Genomic DNA, 21706 nt, shown 5'->3' with positions numbered 1-21706 from the left:
TCACTGAGCCGCGACGGCGGGCGTGTTGAGCAACACGATCGCAGCGGTCACCAGCATGTTGACGAGGGTCAGCGGCAGGCAGAACTTCCAGCTGAAATCCATCACTTGGTCATACCGTGGGCGCGGAATCGAAGCGCGCAACAGGATGAAGATCATGATGAAAAACGCGGTTTTCAGTGCGAACCAGATGAACGGGATCTGCGGCAGAATGTTGAACGGACCGTGCCAGCCACCGAAGAACAGAGTCACCAGCAGCGCCGAGATCAGCACGATGCCGATGTACTCGCCGACGAAGAACATGCCCCATTTCATGCCGGCGTATTCAATGTGGTAACCGTCGGCCAGTTCCTGCTCCGCTTCCGGCTGGTCGAACGGGTGACGGTGAGTCACGGCGACGCCAGCGATGAAGAAGGTCAGGAAACCGAAGATCTGCGGGATGATGAACCACAGGTTCTGGGCTTGATAGTCAACGATGTCGCGCATGTTGAACGAGCCGACCTGGATCACGATGCCCATCAGCGACAGGCCCATGAACACTTCGTACGACACGGTCTGCGCCGAGGCCCGCAAGCTGCCCAGCAAGGCGAACTTGTTGTTGCTCGACCAGCCGGCGAACAACACCGCGTACACCGAGAGGCCCGCCATCGCGAAGAAGAACAGGATGCCGATGTTCAGGTCCGCCACGCCCCAGGTCGGGGTGATCGGGATGATCGCGAAGGCAATCAGCAGGGCGCTCATGGCCACGACCGGTGCCAGGGTGAAGATCATCTTGTCGGCGAACGGAGGCGTCCAGTCTTCCTTGAAGAACATCTTGATCATGTCGGCCGCGATCTGGAACGCGCCGAACGGGCCGACGCGGTTCGGACCGTAACGGTCCTGCCAGAGGGCGAGCAGACGGCGCTCGACCCAGCTGAGCAGCGCGCCGCACACCACCACGGCGAGCAGAATCACGATGGCCTTGAGGACCGCGATGATCACGTCAATCACTTCAGGCGTGAACCAGGTCATTGAGCTGCCTCCTGCAGACCGTCAACGGAAAGACCGAAAATCGCTGGCGGAATGCCGGCGATGCCGGCCGGCAGTGCCACCAGGCCAGCACCCAGCTCTTCGTTGATGCGCAGCGGCAGACGCAGGGTCTGGCCAGCGACGTTCAAGCTGAGCAGGGCACCGTCGTTGACACCCAGGCGATCGGCTTCGGACTTGGCCAGGGCGACGTAGGCGGCCGGGATGCGTTCCTGGACCGGTGCGGCTTTCGAAGAGTTCTCTTCGCTGCCGAACAGGTGGAAGAACGGCACGGCCTGCCAGGTGCCCTGGGCCGGGTTGAAGGCGCGCGGCACGCTGGCGAACCAGTTCAGCGAGTCACCGCTGGTTTCGATCAGGCGGGTGCCCGGGTCGCCCGCGCGGATGTGACCACCGACTTCGTCCTGGAACTTGTTCCAGGCTTGCGGCGAGTTCCAGCCCGGCGACCAGGCGAACGGCACTTGCTGACGCGGTTCGGCCGAACCCGAGTAGCCTTCCATCGAGAAGGCGAACGCGGTGTCCTTGTCTTGCGGGGTACGCGGTTCGTGCACGCTGATGTCGGCGCGCATGGCGGTACGACCAGAGTAGCGCAGTGGTTCGCGCGCCAGTTTCAGGCCCTTGATGCGGAACGCGGCGGACGGGGCGGCGTCGACGATGCGTGCCAGTTGCGGCGTGCTGTCAGCGACGGCGGCGGTGACGTGGTCCAGTTGAGTCCAGTCGATCGGCTGGTTCAGCAGGGTCGCACGCAGGGCATGCAGCCAGCGCCAGCCTTCGTGAACCAGGATGCTCGCGTCCATGTATTGCGGGTCGAAAACCTGGAAGAAGCGCTGGGCGCGACCTTCCTGGCTGACCAGGGTACCGTCGCCTTCGGCGAAGCTGGCGGCTGGCAGGACCAGGTGCGCGCGATCGCCGGTGGCGGTTTTCTGGTGGTCGGCGACGATCACGACTTTTGCCGCAGTCAGGGCGGCATCAACCTTGGCCTTGTCGGTACGGGTGTACAGATCGTTTTCCAGCACGACGATGGCGTCGGCCTGGCCGTCGATTACCGCTTGCAGGGCGGCATCCACCGATTCGCCACCGAGCATGGCCAGGCCGAGGCTGTTGGCCTCCGGCACGACCAGGCTGATGGAACCGTTCTTCTCGCGCAGCTTGAGCGCCTTGGCGATGTTGGCTGCGGCTTCGATCAGGGCCTTGGAGCCCAGCGAGGTGCCGGCGATGATCAGTGGGCGCTTGGCCGCGAGCAGGGCATCGGCGATACGCTTGACCAGGTCGAGGGCTTCGCTGTCCAGGCCTTCGACCGCTGGCGCGCTGGCGTCGAGGGCGTGAGCCACGGCGAAACCGATGCGTGCCAGATCGTCGGGAGCGGCGTGCACGCACTCTTCGGCGATGTCGTCGAGCTTGGTTTCAGCCAGGCTGGCGATGAACAGCGGGTTCAGTTCGTGCTGGCCGATGTTCTTCACGGCGGCGTCGAGCCACGGCTGAACGCGCATGGCGTCGGCCATGTCTTCAGCCTTGCCCTTGACCGACTGGCGCAGGGCCAGGGCCATGCGGGCGGCGGTCTGGGTCAGGTCTTCACCGAGGACGAACACGGCATCGTGGTCTTCGATGTCGCGCATGTTCGGCACAGGCAGCGGGCTGTCCTTGAGCACTTGCAGCACCAGGCGGATGCGTTCCAGTTCCCCGGCTTCGATACCCGAATAGAAGTGCTCGGCGCCGACCAGTTCACGCAACGCGTAGTTGCTTTCCAGGCTGGCGCGGGGCGATCCGATACCGACGATGTTGCGACCGCGCAGCAGTTCGGCAGCTTTATCCAGCGCTTCGTCCAGGCCCAGCTTGGCGCCGTTGGCCAGCAGCGGTTGGCGTGGACGGTCGGTGCGGTTGACGTAGCCGTAGCCGAAGCGGCCACGGTCGCACAGGAAGTACTGGTTGACCGAACCGTTGAAGCGGTTTTCGATGCGACGCAGTTCACCGTAACGCTCGCCCGGGGAGATGTTGCAACCGCTGGAGCAGCCATGGCAGATGCTCGGGGCGAACTGCATGTCCCATTTCCGGTTGTAGCGCTCGGAGTGAGTCTTGTCGGTGAACACACCGGTCGGGCAGACCTCGGTGAGGTTGCCGGAGAACTCGCTTTCCAGTGTGCCGTCTTCAACTCGACCGAAGTACACGTTGTCGTGGGCGCCATAGACACCCAGGTCGGTGCCGCCGGCGTAGTCCTTGTAGAAACGCACGCAGCGGTAGCAGGCGATGCAGCGGTTCATCTCGTGGGAGATGAACGGGCCCAGTTGCTGGTTCTGGTGGGTGCGCTTCTTGAAGCGATAACGGCGCTCGTTGTGGCCGGTCATCACGGTCATGTCTTGCAGGTGGCAGTGACCGCCTTCCTCACAGACCGGGCAGTCGTGAGGGTGGTTGGTCATCAGCCATTCAACGACACTGGCGCGGAAGGCCTTGGACTCCTCATCGTCGATGGAGATCCAGGTGTTGTCGGTGGCAGGGGTCATGCAGGACATGACGATACGACCGCGGGTGTCGTTTTCGTCGGTGTACTGCTTGACCGCGCACTGGCGGCAAGCGCCAACGCTGCCCAGGGCAGGGTGCCAGCAGAAATAAGGAATATCGAGGCCTAGCGACAGACATGCCTGTAACAGGTTGTCTGCCCCGTCGACTTCGAGCGCTTTGCCGTCTACGTGGATAGTGGCCATGGTTCAAAGTTCTTCGTTGGCCCGGTGTCAGCGGGCGTGGCTAATGGAATCTTGTTTTGCGCGCGAATCAACACAGCCGTTGAAGGCGTCATCGCACCAAAAGCGAAGGGCACCGGCCCTTCGCTCATTAAGCATTTACGCGCCGACTACGATCGGCTTTGCCAGAGGCGGGACGGCGGCGCTTGCAGGCGCGATACCGGCTTCGAACTCATGGCGGAAGTATTTGATGGCGCTGCCCAACGGTTCCACGGCACCCGGTGCGTGAGCACAGAAGGTCTTGCCCGGGCCGAGGAAGTTCACCAGACCCAGCAGGGTCTCGATGTCGCCGGCTTGCCCTTGTCCGTTCTCGATCGCCATCAGCAGCTTGACGCTCCATGGCAGACCATCACGGCACGGGGTGCAGAAACCGCAGGATTCGCGAGCGAAGAACTGCTCCATGTTGCGCAGCAGGGACACCATGTTGACGCTGTCGTCCACCGCCATGGCCAGGCCGGTACCCATCCGGGTGCCCACCTTGGCGATGCCGCCGGCATACATTTGTGCGTCCAGGTGTTCCGGCAACAGGAAGCCGGTACCGGCGCCGCCGGGTTGCCAGGCCTTGAGCTTGAAGCCATCACGCATGCCGCCCGCGTAGTCTTCGAACAACTCGCGACCGGTCACGCCGAATGGCAGTTCCCACAGGCCCGGGTTCTTGACCTTGCCGGAGAAGCCCATGAGCTTGGTGCCCATGTCTTCACTGCCTTCGCGAGCCAACGATTTGTACCAGTCCACGCCGTCGGCAATGATCGCCGGCACGTTGCACAGGGTTTCTACGTTGTTCACGCAAGTCGGCTTGCCCCACACGCCAACGGCGGCAGGGAAGGGCGGCTTGGAGCGCGGGTTGGCGCGGCGGCCTTCGAGGGAGTTGATCAGTGCGGTTTCTTCACCGCAGATGTAACGCCCGGCGCCGGTGTGGACGAACAGCTCGAAATCGAAGCCGCTGCCCAGGATGTTCTTGCCCAGCAGACCGGCTGCCTTGGCTTCTTCCACGGCACGGTTCAGGTGCCTGGCGGCGGTGGTGTACTCGCCACGCAGGAAGATATAGCCCCGGTAGGTTTTCAGTGCGCGGGCACTGATCAGCATGCCTTCGATCAGCAGATGGGGCAGTTGCTCCATCAGCATGCGGTCTTTCCAGGTGTTGGGCTCCATTTCATCCGCGTTGCACAGCAGGTAGCGGATGTTGATGGATTCGTCCTTGGGCATCAGGCCCCACTTCACGCCCGTGGGGAAGCCTGCACCGCCGCGACCCTTGAGGCCGGCGTCTTTCACGGTCTGGACGATGTCGTCCTGGCCCATGTCGGCGAAAGCCTTGCGCGCAGCGGCGTAACCGTTCTTGGCCTGGTACTCGTCCAGCCAGACCGCTTCGCCGTCGTCACGCAGACGCCAGGTGAGCGGGTGTGTCTCGGCCGAGCGCTTGATGCGGTTGGCGGGACCGAAGGATGTCAGGGTCATACGTAGCCCTCGAGCAGTTTCGCAACGCCGGCAGGTTGCACATCACCGAACGTGTCGTCGTCGATCATCAGCGCCGGCGCCTTGTCGCAGTTGCCCAGGCAGCAAACCGGCAGCAGGGTGAAGCGACCGTCGGTGGTGGTCTGGCCCAGGCCGATGCCCAGCTCGCTCTGGATCTGGCTGACCACGGACTCGTGGCCGCCTATGTAGCAGACCATGCTGTCGCAGACGCGGATGATGTGGCGGCCGACCGGTTGACGGAAGATCTGACTATAGAACGTCGCAACGCCTTCAACGTCGCTGGCCGGAATGCCGAGGATTTCGCCGATGGCGTACAAGGCGCCGTCCGGCACCCAGCCGCGTTCCTTCTGAACGATCTTCAGGGCTTCGATCGACGCCGCGCGCGGGTCTTCGTAGTGATGCAGCTCGTGCTCGATGGCCGAGCGCTCGGTTTCACTCAAGGTGAAACGGTCTGTCTGGATAAGCGTGCTGTTCATGCTTAGCGGTCCACGTCGGCCATAACGAAATCGATACTACCCAGGTACGCAATCAAGTCCGCGACCATGCTGCCTTTGATCACCGAAGGGATCTGCTGCAGGTGGGCGAAGCTTGGGGTGCGAATCCGGGTGCGGTAGCTCATGGTGCCGCCATCGCTCGTCAGGTAATAACTGTTGATGCCCTTGGTCGCTTCGATCATCTGGAAGGATTCGTTGGCCGGCATCACCGGGCCCCACGAAACTTGCAGGAAGTGCGTGATCAAGGTTTCGATGTGCTGCAGCGTGCGCTCTTTGGGCGGCGGCGTGGTCAGCGGGTGATCCGCCTTGTACGGGCCTTCCGGCATGTTGCGCAGGCACTGGTCGATGATCCGGATGCTCTGGCGCATTTCTTCCACGCGCACGATGCAACGGTCGTAGGCATCGCCATTGGCGGCCAGCGGCACTTCGAATTCGAAGTTCTCGTAGCCCGAGTACGGACGCGCCTTGCGCAGGTCGAAGTCGCAACCGGTGGAACGCAGACCGGCACCGGTGACACCCCATTCCAGGGCTTGCTTGGTGTTGTAGTCGGCGACGCCGATGGTCCGGCCGCGCAGGATGCTGTTGTCCAGGGCGGCTTTCTGGTATTCGTCCAGACGCTTTGGCATCCACTCGACGAAGTCTTTCACCAGTTTTTCCCAGCCGCGTGGCAGGTCGTGGGCGACGCCACCGATGCGGTACCAGGCCGGGTGCAGACGGAAACCGGTAATGGCTTCGATCACCGTGTACGCGCGCTGACGGTCGGTGAAAGTGAAGAACACCGGAGTCATGGCGCCCACGTCCTGGATGTAGGTACCCAGGAACAGCAGGTGGCTGGTGATGCGGAAGAACTCGGCCATCATGATGCGGATGACGTCGACCTTTTCGGGCACCTTGATGCCGGCCAGCTTCTCGACCGAGAGCACGTACGGCAGGTTGTTCATCACGCCGCCGAGGTAGTCGATACGGTCGGTGTACGGAATGAAGCTGTGCCAGGACTGACGCTCGGCCATCTTCTCGGCGCCACGGTGGTGGTAACCGATGTCCGGAACGCAGTCGACGATCTCTTCACCGTCCAACTGCAGGATGATGCGGAACGCACCGTGCGCCGAAGGGTGGTTGGGGCCCAGGTTGAGGAACATGTAGTCCTCGTTCGGGCCGGAACGTTTCATGCCCCAGTCTTCCGGCTTGAAGCGCGCCGACTCTTCCTCGAGCTGCTGCTTGGCCAGGTTCAGGGTGAACGGATCGAATTCGGTGGCGCGCGCCGGGAAGTCCTTGCGCAGCGGGTGACCTTCCCAGGTCGGCGGCATCATGATGCGCGACAGGTGCGGGTGGCCTTTGAAGTCGATGCCGTACATGTCCCAGACTTCACGCTCGTACCAGTTGGCGTTTGGCCAGATGCTGGTGACGCTCGGCAGGCTGAGATCGCTTTCGGACAACGCGACCTTGATCATCACGTCGCTGTTACGCTCGATCGACATCAGGTGATAGAACACGGTGAAGTCGGCGCCAGCGGGCAGCCCTTGACGCTTGGTGCGCAGACGCTCGTCCACGCCGTGCAGGTCATAGAGCATGACGTACGGCTTGGGCAGGTTGCGCAGGAAGCTCAGGACTTCGACGAGTTTGGCACGGGCAACCCAAAGCACCGGCATGCCGGTGCGGGTGGGCTGGGCGGTGAACGCCTCGGGGCCAAAACGGTTGTTCAGTTCGACGACCACATCCTGGTCGTCTGCCTTGTAAGGCGGGATGTACAGAGCACTGCCTGTAGTCATGGTTATTTATCGCTTTCGGTCAACGTAAAGAATGAAGCCAGTTTTTCGTTTCTTTGAAACAGCAGAACTGGATCAGACTTCGTCGGGGCTGCGCAGGTTGGTGACCTGAATACGCTGTTCGCGGCGCTTTTCCTTTTCCGATGGCATCTCGGCGCGATACACGCCTTGATCGCCAACGACCCAGGAAAGAGGGCGACGCTCCTGGCCAATCGACTCCTGCAACAGCATCAAGCCTTGCAGAAAAGCTTCAGGGCGGGGTGGGCAGCCCGGCACGTAGACATCCACGGGCAGGAACTTGTCCACCCCCTGGACCACGGAGTAGATGTCGTACATGCCACCCGAGTTGGCGCACGAACCCATGGAAATCACCCATTTCGGTTCGAGCATCTGCTCGTACAGACGCTGGATGATCGGCGCCATTTTGATGAAGCAGGTGCCGGCGATAACCATGAAATCCGCCTGACGCGGTGATGCCCGGATAACCTCGGCGCCAAAGCGCGCGATGTCGTGGGGCGCCGTGAAGGCAGTGGTCATTTCCACGTAGCAGCACGAAAGACCGAAGTTGTACGGCCACAGGGAGTTCTTGCGCCCCCAGTTGATCGTGCCGTTAAGCACGTCTTCGAGCTTGCCCATGAAAATGTTTTTGTGGACTTGATCCTCTAACGGATCGGAAACGGTTTCCCGTTGGCCGATCGGGTACTGCTCGTTAGGAGCATCGGGGTCGATCCTGGTGAGATTGTATTGCATTGCCAAAGCCTCATTGTTTCAGCTTCGCCTGCCGCTTGCGACGAGCTTCCGGAGCCCAGTCAAGGGCGCCCACTCGGAACAGGTAGACAAGACCTGCCAACAGAATTGCTATGAAAACGAGAGCTTCGACGAATCCGGTCCAGCCGCTTTCGCGGACGGACACAGACCATGCAAAGAGAAAGAGGGCTTCGATATCGAAGATCACGAAGAGCATCGCGACCAGATAGAATTTGGCTGAGAGCCGCAAGCGGGCGCCACCTGTAGGTAGCATGCCGGACTCGAACGGTTCGTTTTTGCTGCGGCCCCAGGCTTTTGACCCGAGGAGGCTGGAAACGCCCAGCATGAAGGCACAGAGGCCGATGACGCCTAGAAGGAAAATGGCAAAGCCCCAGTTGTGGGCCATGAGTCCTGTCGCTTCGGGCATGCTGGTAATCCTTAACAGAGAGTAAAGGTCTCTGAGCTTGAAAGAACAAAGCAGTGACGATATGTCGCAGCAATCAATCCTGCTGATTTTATGGCTAAACACCGTGCAAGTAAAATTCCTATAGCGAAATTATTTACAGGAATAAGGACATAGCGCACCTCCAGAGCCCCGCAGCCCAGTGGTTGCGGGCATTAGCCAGCTTTTCATCAATTATGTTTTGTGCGGAATGTAACGAACATAGTTGCTGCTAAATGATAATCAATATTGTTTGCGGTGGTTTTCAAACTGTTTATCGGGATTGGGTTTCAGAGGCTTTCTTATATGCACGTTACTGCAAGTAGCAGGCGGGCACGTTTTACCTTGTTTTTTCGCGAGCGGCACTGACCCGGATCAATGTGCGATCCTGGCGGTTGTGGTGTTTTTTCCGGATTACAGGCAAAAAAACGCCCCGAACCAGTCGGGGCGTCAGCGGTACGGCGTTGCGGTCAGGGTGTGGCTCGGTGCGCAACGGCCGTTTGTTCAGGTGAAGTCGATCAGTGGAACTGTTCTTCTTCGGTCGAACCGGTCAGCGCCGTTACCGAAGACGAGCCACCCTGGATCACGGTGGTCATGTCGTCGAAGTAGCCGGTGCCCACTTCCTGCTGGTGAGCCACAAAGGTGTAGCCTTTGGCAGCGTCGGCGAATTCCTGCTCCTGCAGTTTCACGTAGGCGGTCATGTCGTTGCGGGCGTAGTCGTGCGCCAGGTTGAACATGCTGTGCCACATGTTGTGAATGCCGGCCAGGGTGATGAACTGGTGCTTGTAGCCCATGGCGGACAGTTCGCGCTGGAACTTGGCGATGGTCGCGTCGTCCAGGTTTTTCTTCCAGTTGAAGGAAGGCGAGCAGTTGTAGGACAGCAGTTGGTCCGGATATTCCTTCTTGATCGCTTCGGCGAAGCGGCGGGCTTCTTCCAGGTCCGGCTTGGCGGTTTCGCACCAGATCAGGTCGGCGTAAGGCGCGTAGGCCAGGCCGCGAGCGATGGCCTGGTCGAGACCGGCGCGTACTTTATAGAAGCCTTCCTGGGTGCGTTCGCCGGTGACGAACGGCTGGTCGTACGGGTCGCAGTCGGAAGTCAGCAGGTCAGCCGCGTTGGCATCGGTACGCGCCAGGATGATGGTTGGCGTGCCGGCAACGTCAGCGGCCAGACGGGCAGCGGTCAGTTTCTGTACGGCTTCCTGGGTTGGCACCAGTACCTTGCCGCCCATGTGGCCGCATTTTTTCACCGAAGCCAGTTGATCTTCGAAGTGAACGCCGGCGGCGCCTGCCTCGATCATGCTCTTCATCAGTTCGTAGGCGTTCAGCACGCCGCCGAAACCGGCTTCAGCGTCAGCCACGATCGGTGCGAAGTAGTCGATGTAGCCTTCGTCGCCTGGGTTCTTGCCAGCTTTCCATTGAATCTGGTCGGCACGACGGAACGAGTTGTTGATGCGCTTGACCACGGTAGGCACCGAGTCCACCGGGTACAGCGACTGGTCCGGGTACATCGATTCGGCGGAGTTGTTGTCCGCAGCAACCTGCCAGCCGGACAGGTAGATCGCCTGGATGCCGGCCTTGACTTGCTGTACGGCCTGGCCACCGGTCAGGGCGCCCATGCAGTTGACGAAATCTTTCTCGGGACGGAAGGCTGGCTTGGCACCCTGGGTGACCAGGTTCCACAGCTTCTCGGCGCCCATTTTTGCAAAGGTGTGCTCCGGTTGAACCGAGCCACGCAGGCGGACGACGTCAGCAGCGGAGTAAGTGCGTGTCACGCCTTTCCAGCGCGGGTTTTCAGCCCAGTCTTTTTCAAGGGCTGCAATTTGCTGTTCGCGTGTCAGTGCCATGGAGATAAACCTCGTCGCGTCTTTTATGAAAAGTTGTTCTGCGGTGGAATATTCATGCGCTCGCTGACCAGAAGCGTGGTCAGGTCGGGTTCGGCGGGGTGGCAGGCTGGATGAACGATGGGCTCGAGGGGAAGTGAGCAGGTAAGGGCGAACTGGCGGGCGCAGTGGGGCGTCGTGGGCCTTCCTGCGAGCTTTCAGTGTGATGCCGGGTTACCTAAATACGCTTCCGTCCCTCGGGACAACTTCGTTCCAGTCGACAACCTCGTCAAACACACCTTGTGGGCGGTACAGACACGAAGCGGTTCGCGGGGTAGTTGCGAACTGCGCTTCGAAGGCCCTTGCCAGGGCCCCTGATTAGCGGGAGCGAGGCCATCATGCCTTCGCTTTTTTGGCTCGTCAAACGTTTTGTAGTGCTTTTTTTCAGGCACTACATCTTTGGTCTAATACGACTAATCAGTCAGTTTTCGGTGCTTTAGTCCAAAGTATCGACTTTCACCCGCAAGGTCATGTCATCCCGGCCCTGAGTCGAGTAGCTGCGGGTCAGGCCCTGTTTATCGGCCTGGGTCTGGCGATTCACGCCGGCCAGGGTGATCCATTCGCCGAGGCGCCCGGTGACGGTTGTGTCGGTGCTTTGCACGTTCACTACATCGGGACGTTCCTGGCTCATGCGGTCACGATTGGTGCTGATCGACAGGTGGACGATGTCGCCCGTGACGCTGGCGGTGACGTAAAACCCCTGGGTGACGTTGCGGTATTCAGTCTGGCTGCGCAGGTCGCCATAGGAATCGCTCTGGGTGCTGGTCAGCGGCACGCTCTGACCGACCTGGATCAGTGCCGGTGCGCCTTCGCTGGCCTGGATTTGCTGAACGCCGCCGTCACGACTGTCGGTGCTGCGGTTGATGATCCGGGTCTGGCTCGGCTTGGCGCCATTCACCGAAAAACCCTGATCGCCCTGGAAGTTGTTCTCGTTGGTGTCGACCGTGATCAGCAGGCGCTTGGGTTGCGTGTCGAGTTGGGCGATCAGCGCTTTAAGTTCGTCGATCTTGCGCTGATCGGCGTTGACGATCAATTGATTGCCGTAGGCGCTGACCTTGCCATCCTGGCCGATGAAGTCCTGGGCCATGGGCAGCATGTCGGCGCTGGTGTGGTAGTTGAGCGGCACGATCTCGGTCGCGGCGCTGACCGAAAAACTGATCGCCAGCAGCAGCGGGGTGAGGAGGGTGCGTAGGGACATATCCGTTATCTCCGACTTCTGTGATCTAACTGTAGGAGCGAGCATGCTCGCGATGGAGGTCAACGATTGCGCGGGGCTTCTGGATGCCTGCGGTGCCTGGGCGTCCATCGCGAGCGTGCTCGCTCCTACAGGGGGAAGAGTAATGCTTCGATATTGCCAGTTTGTCGGCGTCCTGTGGGGCAAGTTGAATCGTAGACAGCAAAACGCCCCGCCATTGATGGATGGCGGGGCGTTTTGTGGTGTTCATCACACTGCGATATCAGCTCGAATGTCGAACCATGTCGACGTGCGGAATCCCTGCCTCGAGGAATTCCTCGCTGACCATGCAAAAGCCCAGGCGCTCATAGAACGCGGTGGCCTGCACTTGCGCGCTGAGCATCTGCTGCTTGAGCCCGCGTTTCTCGGCCTCGAAGATCACCGCCTGCATCAGCGCATCGCCGACCTTCAGGCCGCGCCAGTCCTTGAGCACCGACACCCGGCCAATGTGCCCATCGGGCAGCAGGCGGGCAGTGCCGATCGGGAAGTCGCCTTCAAAGGCCAGGAAATGCACCGCTGTGGCATCGTCGGCATCCCATTCCAGTTCGGGCGGAACGGATTGCTCGGCGATGAACACCGTTTCACGAATGCGCCGGATCTCGGCGTTGTCCTTTTGCCAGTCTGCGACACGTACGTGAATTTTATTCATCGGCAAATCCCAGGCTTCCTTGCTTGATCAGTTCGCACAGCAGGCCACGACCGTCTTCGTCGCTCAGCCATTTACCGAGGTTGTCGGCGTGCAGTGCATCGGCGGCGCAAATCAACTTCAGCAGCTCGCGCAGCTTGCCCGGCAGGTAACGGCTCTGGCCGCTGGCGAACAGCAGCAGGTCGTCATCGACTTCGGACCAGGCCAGACGCGCGCTCGGGTTGCGAATCAGCACGGCGCCGTCCTGGAGGCTGGCGAGGACGTCGTCTTCCTCGATTTCTTCAAGGCCGGTGACCAGTTCCGGGTAGCGCGGCTCGGTCATGAACTGGCCGAACCAGGTCAGCAGCAGGCGCTCGTCGCCCATGTGCTCGGCGAGCAGGCTCTTCAAACGATCCAGTGCGTCGTGCTGAATCTGGTGCGGGTCGGCGGCCGGCTGGGCGTCGGCGTCGGTGTAGCGTTCCTCGTCCGACAGGAACTGGCTGAGGAAGTCGGTGAAGTGGGTCAGCACTTCAGCGGCGCTCGGGGCGCGGAAGCCTACGGAATAGGTCAGGCAGTTGTCGACGGCAACGCCCCAGTGGGCCAGGCGCGGCGGCAGATACAGCATGTCGCCCGGCTCCAGGACCCACTCGTCGGTGCCTTCGAAGTCGGCGAGGATGCGCAGGTCGGTGTGCGGCATCAGCGGGCTGTCGGTGTTGCACATCTGGCCGATTTTCCAGTTGCGCTTGCCGTGGCCCTGAAGCAGGAACACATCGTAGTTATCGAAGTGCGGGCCGACGCTGCCACCCGGCGCAGCGAAGCTCATCATCACGTCGTCGATGCGCCAGCTCGGCAGGAAGCGGAAGTGTTCGAGCAATTCGGCGACTTCCGGCACGAACTGGTCGACGGCCTGAACCAGCAGGGTCCACTCGCGCTCTGGCAGTTTGCTGAATTCGTCCTCGGCAAAAGGGCCGCGGCGCATTTCCCATGGGGTCTCGCCGTGCTCGATCACCAGGCGTGATTCAACTTCTTCTTCCAGCGCCAGGCCGGCCAGTTCGTCGGCGTCGATCGGGCTTTCGAAGTCAGGAATCGCCTGACGGATCAGCAAGGGTTTTTTCTGCCAGTAATCGCGCAGGAATTCACGTGCCGTGATGCCGCCCAGAAGCTGAAGAGGAGTGTCAGAGTTCATGTGTAACCTATTGAAAAAAAGCAATTTTCAGGCGGGAATAAAAACGCCCGGCGCTGCCGGGCGTCTCAAACGGGTACAGCAGTCGGTCAGATGCGCTTGGCCTGTGCCACCGCGTTGCCGATGTAGTTCGCCGGGGTGAGCAGTTTCAGCTCGGCCTTGGCGGCGGCAGGCATGTCCAGCCCGTCGATGAAAGTTTGCAGCGCTTCAGGGCTGATCCCTTTGCCACGGGTCAACTCTTTGAGCTTCTCGTAAGGGTTTTCGATGTTGTAGCGACGCATGACCGTCTGGATCGGTTCGGCCAGGACTTCCCAGCAGGCGTCCAGGTCAGCGGCGATTTTCTGCGCGTTGAGCTCGAGTTTGCTGATGCCCTTGAGGCTGGCTTCGTACGCGATCACGCTGTGGGCGAAGCCGACACCGAGGTTGCGCAGTACGGTGGAGTCGGTCAGGTCCCGCTGCCAGCGGGAAATCGGCAGTTTGCTCGCCAGGTGCTGGAACAGGGCGTTGGCGATACCCAGGTTGCCTTCGGAGTTTTCGAAGTCGATCGGGTTGACCTTGTGCGGCATGGTCGAAGAGCCGATTTCGCCAGCGATGGTGCGCTGTTTGAAATAACCCAGGGAGATGTAGCCCCAGATGTCGCGGTCGAAGTCGATCAGGATGGTGTTGAAGCGCGCGATCGCGTCGAACAGCTCGGCGATGTAGTCGTGCGGTTCGATCTGCGTGGTGTACGGGTTGAAGCCCAGGCCCAGCTCGTCTTCGATGAAGGCCCGGGCGTTGGCTTCCCAGTCGATCTCCGGGTAGGCCGACAGGTGGGCGTTGTAGTTGCCGACGGCGCCGTTGATCTTGCCCAGCAGCGGAACGGCCGCTACCTGGGCGATCTGGCGCTCCAGGCGGTACACCACGTTTGCCAGTTCCTTGCCCAAGGTGGTCGGCGAAGCCGCCTGGCCGTGGGTGCGCGACAGCATCGGCACGTCGGCGAAACGGATCGCCAGTTCGCGAATGGCTTCGGCGGTCTGGCGCATCAGCGGCAGCATCACATCATCACGGCCTTCGCGCAGCATCAGGGCGTGGGACAGGTTGTTGATGTCCTCGCTGGTGCAGGCAAAGTGGATGAATTCGCTGACGGCCGCCAGTTCCGGCAGCTTGGCCGCTTGCTCCTTGAGCAGGTATTCGATGGCTTTGACGTCGTGGTTGGTGGTGCGCTCGATCTCTTTGACGCGCTCGGCGTGCTCCAGAGAGAAGTCTTCCGCCAGGGCATTCAGCACGGCGTTGGCTTCGGCGGAGAACGCCGGCACTTCGCCGATGGCAGGATGAGCGGCCAGGCGCTGGAGCCAGCGCACTTCAACCAGGACGCGGGCACGGATCAGGCCGTACTCGCTGAAAATGGGGCGCAGGGCCTGGGTTTTGCCGGCGTAGCGGCCGTCAACAGGGGAAACCGCAGTGAGCGAAGAGAGCTGCATGGGGTGTTCTCGGACAGTCGGGCAACGAAATGGGGCGCGTATCATACATGAAAAAATCCGTCGGTCCGTTGCCAACTGACCAGCGTCTTACGCGTTTCACATCAAACAGGGTCTCGCGGGTGTGGCTCAGCTGCTCTGCATCAGCGGGTAGAGTTCCTTGAGCAGCTTGCGACGGCTGATCACCAGCTGCCAGCGATGCCCACCCAGTTGCCGCCACAGGCGTGCCGATCGAATGCCCGCCAACAACAGGGCGCGGATCTTCGAGGCATTGCTCGGCTGCTGCAGGTTGCGCATGTCGCCGTGCACCTGAATCCGCTGACGCAGCGTGCTCAGGGTGTCCTGATACAGGGCGCCACACGCGGCGATCACGTTCTCGTGCGCCGGGCCGAAGTGTTCGACCTGGGACTGGATCTGCGGCAGGCGCTTGCCGATGATTTCGAGCATGTCCTCGCGCTTGGCCAGTTGCCGCTCCAGGCCCAGCATCGCCAGGGCGTAACGCAGGGGTTCGCGCTGCAGCGAGCTTGGGTCGCGTTCCAGGGCGCCAATCAGCGCTCGATAACCTTCGCGCAGGTTCAGGTCGTCGCCGCCGTAGACCTCCAGCGTGTCCTTGGGGTCGCGGATCAACAGGCTGCCGAGCATGCAGGTCAGGCCGGCCTCGCTGGTCTGGCCGGTCTTGGCAATCCTGTCCACCAGCACGGCGGCGAGAAACACGCCGCCCAGCGCTGTCAATTGCTCCTGCGTCGGGCTCATGACGCATTGCTCTTGCTGGTCCATGGCTCGGACACTTCGATGACGCCGCCGCCGAGGCAGATTTCACCGTCGTAGAACACCACCGATTGGCCCGGGGTCACCGCGCGCTGCGGATCATCGAACGTTGCGCGGTAGCCGCTGGCCGTCTTTTCCAGCGTGCACGCCTGGTCGCCCTGGCGATAACGGACTTTGGCGGTCAGTTGGCGCGGCTGGCTGAGGTTGATCGGGTTGACCCAATAGATCTCGGAGGCGAGCAGGGCGCGGGAAAACAGGTAAGGATGGTCATTGCCCTGGCCCACGATCAGCTCGTTGTGCTCCAGGTCCTTGATCAGCACGTACCAGGGCTCGTCACCGGCGTCTTTCAAGCCGCCGATGCCCAGGCCCTGGCGTTGGCCGATGGTGTGGTACATCAGGCCGTGATGGCGGCCGATGACCTCGCCTTCGGTGGTCTTGATCTCACCCGGTTGGGCGGGCAGGTACTGCTTGAGGAAGTCGCTGAAGCGGCGTTCGCCGATAAAGCAGATCCCGGTGGAATCCTTTTTCTTGGCAGTGGCCAGCTCGTATTTTTCGGCGATGGCACGCACTTGCGGTTTTTCCAGCTCGCCGACCGGGAACAGGGTCTTGGCGATCTGTTCGCCGCCGACAGCGTGCAGGAAGTAGCTCTGGTCCTTGTTCGGGTCCAGGCCCTTGAGCAGCTCGGTGCGTCCGTCGATGTCGCGGCGGCGTACGTAGTGGCCAGTGGCGATCAGGTCGGCGCCGAGCATCAGGGCGTAGTCGAGGAACGCCTTGAACTTGATCTCGCGGTTGCACAGGATGTCCGGGTTCGGTGTGCGGCCGGCCTTGTATTCGGCCAGGAAGTGCTCAAACACGTTGTCCCAGTACTCGGCGGCGAAGTTGGCAGTGTGCAGCTTGATGCCAATCTTGTCGCACACAGCCTGGGCGTCCGCCAGGTCATCCATGGCGGTGCAGTATTCCGTTCCATCGTCTTCTTCCCAGTTCTTCATGAACAGGCCTTCCACCTCATAACCCTGCTCGATCAGCAGGAGGGCGGAAACGGAAGAGTCCACGCCGCCGGACATGCCGACAATGACGCGCTTCTTTTGTGTGTCAGAAGGGGCTGGATCACGCATAGGGATTCAATGAGTGTCTTGAAAAAGGACGCGATTCTAGCAGGCTGCGGCCCACAAGGCTAAAGAGAAGGGCGGATCAGTTCGAGGTCGAAGCGAATGCCTGCCAGATAATCATCGATGCAGCGCATGATCAGCTCGCTGCGCCAGTTGGCGCGTTGTTCCAGCAATTGCTCTCGTGTCAGCCACTTGGCGCAGACAATGCCGGTGTCCAGTTGATAATCGGGGTGGTGTTTCAGTGCCTTGGCGATAAAGCAGACGCGCTGGTAGGTCACGCCATTGCTCGGGGCGGTGTACAGATAAATGCCCACCACGCCGGTCGGCTCGACGTCCCAGCCGGTTTCTTCCAGGGTTTCGCGTACTGCGGCTTCGGTCAGGGTCTCGTTCGGGTCAAGGTGGCCGGCGGGCTGGTTGAGCACGTTACGACCGCCCTTGGACTCTTCGACCATCAGAAAGCGGCCATTGTCCTCGACGATGGTGGCGACGGTGATGTGGGGTTGCCAGTCCATGGGTGTCCTCGAATCTGAATGTGGTAACGCTTAACCCTGTGGGAGCGGGCGTGCTCGCGATTGCGGCTCATCATTCGATACTTCTATTGACTGATACACAGCATTCGTGAGCAAGCCCGCTCCCACAGGGTCCAGTGTCTATCGGAAAAATGTGCCCCGGGACTAAAACACAAACCCCGGCACAAGGCCGGGGTTCGCTTTCAGCTTTACAACCTTACACCAGTGCAGCGATCGCCGCGTTGAGCGTGGCGCTCGGGCGCATGGCCTGGCTGATCAGTTCGGCATTGGCGTGGTAGTAACCGCCGATGTCCACTGGCTTGCCCTGAACGGCATTGAGCTCGGCAACGATGGTTGCTTCGTTCTCGGTCAGGGTCTTGGCCAGGGTCGCGAACTGCGCTTGCAGTGCAGCGTCTTCGGTCTGGGCGGCCAGGGCCTGAGCCCAGTACAGCGCCAGGTAGAAGTGGCTGCCGCGGTTGTCGATGTTGCCGACTTTACGCGATGGCGACTTGTTGTTGTCCAGGAACTGGCCGGTGGCCTGGTCCAGGGTCTTGGCCAGAACCAGCGCCTTGGGGTTGTTGTAGTTCACGCCCAGGTGCTCGAGGGATGCGGCCAGGGCCAGGAACTCGCCCAGGGAATCCCAGCGCAGGAAGTTCTCTTCCAGCAGCTGTTGCACGTGCTTGGGAGCCGAACCGCCGGCGCCGGTTTCGAACAGGCCGCCACCGTTCATCAGCGGCACGATCGACAGCATCTTGGCGCTGGTGCCCAGTTCCATGATCGGGAACAGGTCGGTCAGGTAGTCGCGCAGCACGTTGCCGGTCACCGAGATGGTGTCCTTGCCGTCGCGGGTGCGCTGCAGGGTGTACTTCATGGCTTCGACTGGCGCCATGATCTGGATGTCCAGGCCGGCGGTGTCGTGATCCTTCAGGTAGGCCTGAACTTTCTCGATCACCACGCCGTCGTGGGCGCGCATCGGGTCCAGCCAGAAGATGGCCGGGGTGCTGCTGGCGCGGGCACGGTTGACGGCCAGCTTGACCCAGTCCTGGATCGGCGCGTCCTTGGTCTGGCACATGCGGAAGATGTCGCCGGCTTCAACCGGTTGCTCCAGCAGCAGGGTGCCATTGCTGTCCGTGACGCGAACAACGCCGTTGCTCTTGATCTCGAAGGTCTTGTCGTGCGAGCCGTACTCCTCGGCTTTTTTCGCCATCAGGCCAACGTTTGGCACGCTGCCCATGGTGGTTGGGTCGAAGGCGCCGTTGAGCTTGCAGTCTTCGATCACAGCCTGGTAGATGGTGGCGTAGCAACGGTCCGGGATCACGGCCTTGGTGTCGTGCAGCTGGCCGTCGGTGCCCCACATCTTGCCGGAGTCACGGATCATCGCCGGCATCGAGGCGTCGACGATGACGTCGCTCGGCACGTGCAGGTTGGTGATGCCCTTGTCGGAGTTGACCATGGCCAGCGACGGACGAGCGGCGTAGACCGCCTGGATGTCAGCTTCGATCGCCGCTTGCTGCTCGGCAGGCAGGGCCTTGATGCGAGCGTACAGGTCGCCGATGCCGTTGTTCAGGTTGAAGCCGATCTGCGCCAGCACGTCAGCGTGCTTGGCCAGGGCGTCCTTGTAGAACTCGGCAACGATCTGGCCGAACATGATCGGGTCGGAAACCTTCATCATGGTGGCTTTGAGGTGAACCGACAGCAGCACGCCCTGTTGCTTGGCGCTTTCGATTTCGGCGGCGATGAAGCTGCGCAGGGCGTTCTTGCTCATGACGGCGCAATCGAGGATCTCACCGGCTTGCACGGTGGTCTTTTCCTTCAGGACGGTGGCGGTGCCGTCTTGAGCGATCAGTTCGATTTTAACCGCGCCAGCGGCGTCGATCAGGGCGGCTTTTTCGCTGCCGTAGAAATCGCCGGTGCTCATGTGCGCAACGTGGGACTTGGAGTCCTTGGCCCAGGCGCCCATTTTGTGCGGGTGCTTGCGCGCATAGTTCTTGACCGACAGCGGCGCGCGGCGATCGGAGTTGCCTTCGCGCAGAACCGGGTTCACGGCGCTGCCCTTGACCTTGTCGTAACGGGCCTTGGCTTCTTTTTCGGCATCGTTGGTCACGGTTTCCGGGTAGTCCGGCAGTGCGTAGCCCTGGGCCTGCAGTTCCTTGATCGCAGCTTGCAGCTGCGGAACCGAAGCGCTGATATTAGGCAGCTTGATGATGTTGGCTTCAGGCGTAACGGCCAGGGCGCCCAGTTCGGCGAGGTGGTCGGCTACGGCTTTGTCACCCAGTTGCTCGGGGAAGCTGGCCAGGATGCGCCCTGCAAGAGAGATATCGCGAGTTTCCACGGCGATATCAGCCGAGGCGGTGAACGCCTCTACGATAGGCAACAGTGAATAGGTGGCGAGGGCTGGAGCTTCGTCGGTGAAGGTATAGATGATCTTCGAGCGGGTGGGCATATTCGGATTAACTCTCTCTTCTATGCTAAAGCGTGCGCAGAAACTCGAGGGGCGCCGGGTAAGCGCGTTCGTTCAAAGTCATCCATGAGCCGAATGTCGAGATTCATGCGCGGTGATGTTGGGTGCATCAGTCGAGCGGCAAGCGTGTGGACCGCGATAACGGCCCTGCTTTTCAGGCCCGAAGTCTCGGCTACTTGACAGTGGCAGGAGAGGTCGGCCGTCGTGACTCTGTGGTCAGCGGGCGGCATTATACATAGGTAGCTGGCAATCTGCCGATGGTTCATACGCGACGATTGTCGTCCATTGGTCTAAAGGTCGCAGGCGCCCCTGGCGCGTAGAGTCATCGGGAATGCTTGAGTTTGGCGCTTTTCCCTTGGTTTTCAGGCTTGTAAGGCAGGCGGGGCGCGGCTTTGCGGCAGATGGATGGATGCTGGGGTTTGCGTGCTGGTGCAACTGGGTTACGCTCGAACCAAGCCAGATGTTCAATCCAAACAATGGAGTTCAGCATGGGTTACAAGAAGATTCAGGTTCCAGCCGTCGGTGCCAAAATCACCGTCAACGCAGACCATTCTCTCAATGTTCCTGACAATCCCATCATTCCGTTCATCGAAGGCGACGGTATTGGTGTCGATGTCAGCCCCGTAATGATCAAAGTGGTTGATGCTGCCGTGGAAAAGGCCTATGGGGGCAAGCGCAAGATTTCCTGGATGGAAGTCTACGCCGGCGAGAAAGCTACCCAGGTCTACGACCAGGACACCTGGCTGCCCCAGGAAACCCTGGACGCCGTGAAAGACTACGTCGTCTCCATCAAGGGCCCGCTGACCACTCCGGTGGGCGGTGGTATCCGTTCCCTCAACGTTGCCTTGCGCCAGCAGCTTGACCTGTATGTGTGCCTGCGGCCGGTGGTGTGGTTCGATGGCGTACCGAGCCCGGTGAAAAAGCCTGGCGACGTCGACATGGTGATTTTCCGCGAGAACTCCGAAGACATCTATGCCGGTATCGAGTGGAAGGCCGGCTCGCCTGAGGCGACCAAGGTGATCAAGTTCCTCAAGGAGGAAATGGGCGTCACCAAGATCCGTTTCGACCAGGACTGCGGTATCGGCATCAAGCCGGTGTCCAAGGAGGGCACCGAACGCCTGGTGCGCAAGGCCTTGCAGTACGTGGTGGACAACGACCGCAAGTCGCTGACCATCGTGCACAAGGGCAACATCATGAAGTTCACCGAAGGTGCCTTCAAGGACTGGGGCTATGAGGTGGCGAAGAACGAGTTCGGCGCCGAGCTGCTCGATGGCGGCCCATGGATGAAGTTCAAGAACCCGAAAACCGGTCGCGAAGTCATCGTCAAGGATGCCATTGCCGACGCCATGCTCCAGCAGATCCTGCTGCGCCCGGCCGAATACGATGTCATCGCCACCCTCAACCTCAACGGCGACTACCTGTCCGACGCCCTGGCGGCGGAAGTGGGCGGTATCGGTATTGCGCCAGGCGCCAACCTGTCCGACACCGTGGCCATGTTCGAGGCGACCCATGGCACCGCGCCGAAGTATGCCGGCAAGGACCAGGTCAACCCGGGGTCGGTGATCCTCTCGGCCGAGATGATGTTGCGTCACCTGGGCTGGACCGAGGCGGCGGACCTGATCATCAAGGGCACCAATGGTGCGATCAAGGCCAAGACCGTGACCTATGACTTCGAGCGCCTGATGGACGGCGCCACGCTGGTTTCGTCTTCCGGCTTCGGGGATGCACTGATCAAGCACATGTAAATGCCCAGGCATGAAAAAACCGCCTCAGGGCGGTTTTTTCAATGCTGGGATGACCGGC

Annotated in this window: 17 protein-coding genes; 1 reads left to right on the top strand and 16 read right to left on the bottom strand. The window is 61.0% G+C overall.

The features are described 5' to 3' along the window. From nuoH to QIW53_RS09645, 16 genes are all read right to left on the bottom strand, one after another. Positions 1 to 1008, bottom strand: a complete 1008-nt coding sequence (gene nuoH / locus QIW53_RS09720) for an NADH-quinone oxidoreductase subunit NuoH (RefSeq protein WP_371049449.1) — start codon at positions 1006 to 1008, stop codon at positions 1 to 3. Beyond that, complete coding sequence (nuoG, locus tag QIW53_RS09715) at positions 1005 to 3719, bottom strand: NADH-quinone oxidoreductase subunit NuoG (RefSeq protein ID WP_371049448.1); 2715 nt, start codon at positions 3717 to 3719, stop codon at positions 1005 to 1007. The genes nuoH and nuoG overlap by 4 nt, the downstream gene beginning before the upstream one ends. Before the next feature lie 135 nt (positions 3720 to 3854). Further along, on the bottom strand, positions 3855 to 5210 hold the full coding sequence (nuoF, locus tag QIW53_RS09710; RefSeq protein WP_371049447.1) for an NADH-quinone oxidoreductase subunit NuoF: 1356 nt from the start codon (positions 5208 to 5210) through the stop codon (positions 3855 to 3857). After that, entirely contained in the window at positions 5207 to 5704 is a 498-nt protein-coding gene (nuoE, locus tag QIW53_RS09705) for an NADH-quinone oxidoreductase subunit NuoE (RefSeq protein WP_192304198.1), read from the bottom strand. Before nuoE ends, nuoF begins: the two co-directional genes overlap by 4 nt. Positions 5705 to 5706: 2 nt before the next feature. Next, positions 5707 to 7491, bottom strand: a complete 1785-nt coding sequence (gene nuoC, locus QIW53_RS09700) for an NADH-quinone oxidoreductase subunit C/D (RefSeq protein ID WP_371049446.1) — start codon at positions 7489 to 7491, stop codon at positions 5707 to 5709. A 72-nt stretch (positions 7492 to 7563) separates the two neighbouring features. Beyond that, positions 7564 to 8238 (bottom strand): NuoB/complex I 20 kDa subunit family protein, encoded by a 675-nt coding sequence (locus QIW53_RS09695; protein WP_007970441.1) that lies wholly within the window; start codon positions 8236 to 8238, stop codon positions 7564 to 7566. Positions 8239 to 8248: 10 nt separating this feature from the next. Then, complete coding sequence (locus QIW53_RS09690) at positions 8249 to 8662, bottom strand: NADH-quinone oxidoreductase subunit A (protein ID WP_077045930.1); 414 nt, start codon at positions 8660 to 8662, stop codon at positions 8249 to 8251. A gap of 533 nt (positions 8663 to 9195) precedes the next feature. Further along, positions 9196 to 10521, bottom strand: coding sequence for an isocitrate lyase (aceA, locus tag QIW53_RS09685; RefSeq protein WP_020799541.1), 1326 nt, complete (start codon positions 10519 to 10521; stop codon positions 9196 to 9198). A 472-nt stretch (positions 10522 to 10993) separates the two neighbouring features. Further along, a complete protein-coding gene (locus QIW53_RS09680; protein WP_371049445.1) occupies positions 10994 to 11755 on the bottom strand; it encodes a secretin N-terminal domain-containing protein in 762 nt (253 codons plus the stop codon). 259 nt (positions 11756 to 12014) lie between these two features. Further along, the gene (locus QIW53_RS09675) at positions 12015 to 12440 is read right to left on the bottom strand and encodes a GNAT family N-acetyltransferase (RefSeq protein WP_371049444.1); all 426 of its coding nucleotides are present in this window, start codon (positions 12438 to 12440) and stop codon (positions 12015 to 12017) included. Then, complete coding sequence (locus tag QIW53_RS09670) at positions 12433 to 13602, bottom strand: ribosomal protein uL16 3-hydroxylase (protein WP_371049443.1); 1170 nt, start codon at positions 13600 to 13602, stop codon at positions 12433 to 12435. Before QIW53_RS09670 ends, QIW53_RS09675 begins: the two co-directional genes overlap by 8 nt. An 86-nt stretch (positions 13603 to 13688) precedes the next feature. Then, positions 13689 to 15059, bottom strand: a complete 1371-nt coding sequence (purB, locus tag QIW53_RS09665; protein ID WP_371049442.1) for an adenylosuccinate lyase — start codon at positions 15057 to 15059, stop codon at positions 13689 to 13691. 126 nt (positions 15060 to 15185) lie between these two features. Beyond that, the gene (gene hflD, locus QIW53_RS09660) at positions 15186 to 15809 is read right to left on the bottom strand and encodes a high frequency lysogenization protein HflD (RefSeq protein ID WP_371049441.1); all 624 of its coding nucleotides are present in this window, start codon (positions 15807 to 15809) and stop codon (positions 15186 to 15188) included. Beyond that, positions 15806 to 16939 (bottom strand): tRNA 2-thiouridine(34) synthase MnmA, encoded by a 1134-nt coding sequence (gene mnmA / locus QIW53_RS09655; RefSeq protein ID WP_371049440.1) that lies wholly within the window; start codon positions 16937 to 16939, stop codon positions 15806 to 15808. The genes hflD and mnmA overlap by 4 nt, the downstream gene beginning before the upstream one ends. A 59-nt stretch (positions 16940 to 16998) precedes the next feature. Then, on the bottom strand, positions 16999 to 17445 hold the full coding sequence (locus QIW53_RS09650) for an NUDIX hydrolase (protein WP_371049439.1): 447 nt from the start codon (positions 17443 to 17445) through the stop codon (positions 16999 to 17001). A gap of 214 nt (positions 17446 to 17659) precedes the next feature. Further along, positions 17660 to 19885 carry an NADP-dependent isocitrate dehydrogenase gene (locus QIW53_RS09645; protein ID WP_371049438.1) on the bottom strand — a complete coding sequence of 742 codons (2226 nt, stop codon included), beginning with the start codon at positions 19883 to 19885 and terminating at the stop codon, positions 17660 to 17662. Between the two features lie 506 nt (positions 19886 to 20391). Between QIW53_RS09645 and icd the strand changes: the two genes are divergently transcribed. Next, positions 20392 to 21648 carry an NADP-dependent isocitrate dehydrogenase gene (gene icd, locus QIW53_RS09640; RefSeq protein WP_371049437.1) on the top strand — a complete coding sequence of 419 codons (1257 nt, stop codon included), beginning with the start codon at positions 20392 to 20394 and terminating at the stop codon, positions 21646 to 21648. Positions 21649 to 21706 lie beyond the last annotated feature (58 nt).

Origin of the sequence: Pseudomonas fluorescens, assembly GCF_041354075.1 — a bacterium.
Classification (GTDB): domain Bacteria; phylum Pseudomonadota; class Gammaproteobacteria; order Pseudomonadales; family Pseudomonadaceae; genus Aquipseudomonas; species Aquipseudomonas fluorescens_CE.
Note: the sequence above shows the minus strand (reverse complement) of the source record. Positions and strands in the feature narration are given on the sequence as shown.

Coding starts and splice junctions, on each gene's coding strand:
- QIW53_RS09690 (WP_077045930.1), bottom strand. CDS start 8,662: ATGCCCGAAGCGACAGGACTCATGGCCCACAACTGGGGCTTTGCCATT.
- nuoF (WP_371049447.1), bottom strand. CDS start 5,210: ATGACCCTGACATCCTTCGGTCCCGCCAACCGCATCAAGCGCTCGGCC.
- QIW53_RS09645 (WP_371049438.1), bottom strand. CDS start 19,885: ATGCCCACCCGCTCGAAGATCATCTATACCTTCACCGACGAAGCTCCA.
- QIW53_RS09675 (WP_371049444.1), bottom strand. CDS start 12,440: ATGAATAAAATTCACGTACGTGTCGCAGACTGGCAAAAGGACAACGCC.
- QIW53_RS09680 (WP_371049445.1), bottom strand. CDS start 11,755: ATGTCCCTACGCACCCTCCTCACCCCGCTGCTGCTGGCGATCAGTTTT.
- nuoG (WP_371049448.1), bottom strand. CDS start 3,719: ATGGCCACTATCCACGTAGACGGCAAAGCGCTCGAAGTCGACGGGGCA.
- QIW53_RS09695 (WP_007970441.1), bottom strand. CDS start 8,238: ATGCAATACAATCTCACCAGGATCGACCCCGATGCTCCTAACGAGCAG.
- nuoH (WP_371049449.1), bottom strand. CDS start 1,008: ATGACCTGGTTCACGCCTGAAGTGATTGACGTGATCATCGCGGTCCTC.
- purB (WP_371049442.1), bottom strand. CDS start 15,059: ATGCAGCTCTCTTCGCTCACTGCGGTTTCCCCTGTTGACGGCCGCTAC.
- icd (WP_371049437.1), top strand. CDS start 20,392: ATGGGTTACAAGAAGATTCAGGTTCCAGCCGTCGGTGCCAAAATCACC.
- nuoE (WP_192304198.1), bottom strand. CDS start 5,704: ATGAACAGCACGCTTATCCAGACAGACCGTTTCACCTTGAGTGAAACC.
- nuoC (WP_371049446.1), bottom strand. CDS start 7,491: ATGACTACAGGCAGTGCTCTGTACATCCCGCCTTACAAGGCAGACGAC.
- aceA (WP_020799541.1), bottom strand. CDS start 10,521: ATGGCACTGACACGCGAACAGCAAATTGCAGCCCTTGAAAAAGACTGG.
- hflD (WP_371049441.1), bottom strand. CDS start 15,809: ATGAGCCCGACGCAGGAGCAATTGACAGCGCTGGGCGGCGTGTTTCTC.
- mnmA (WP_371049440.1), bottom strand. CDS start 16,939: ATGCGTGATCCAGCCCCTTCTGACACACAAAAGAAGCGCGTCATTGTC.
- QIW53_RS09650 (WP_371049439.1), bottom strand. CDS start 17,445: ATGGACTGGCAACCCCACATCACCGTCGCCACCATCGTCGAGGACAAT.
- QIW53_RS09670 (WP_371049443.1), bottom strand. CDS start 13,602: ATGAACTCTGACACTCCTCTTCAGCTTCTGGGCGGCATCACGGCACGT.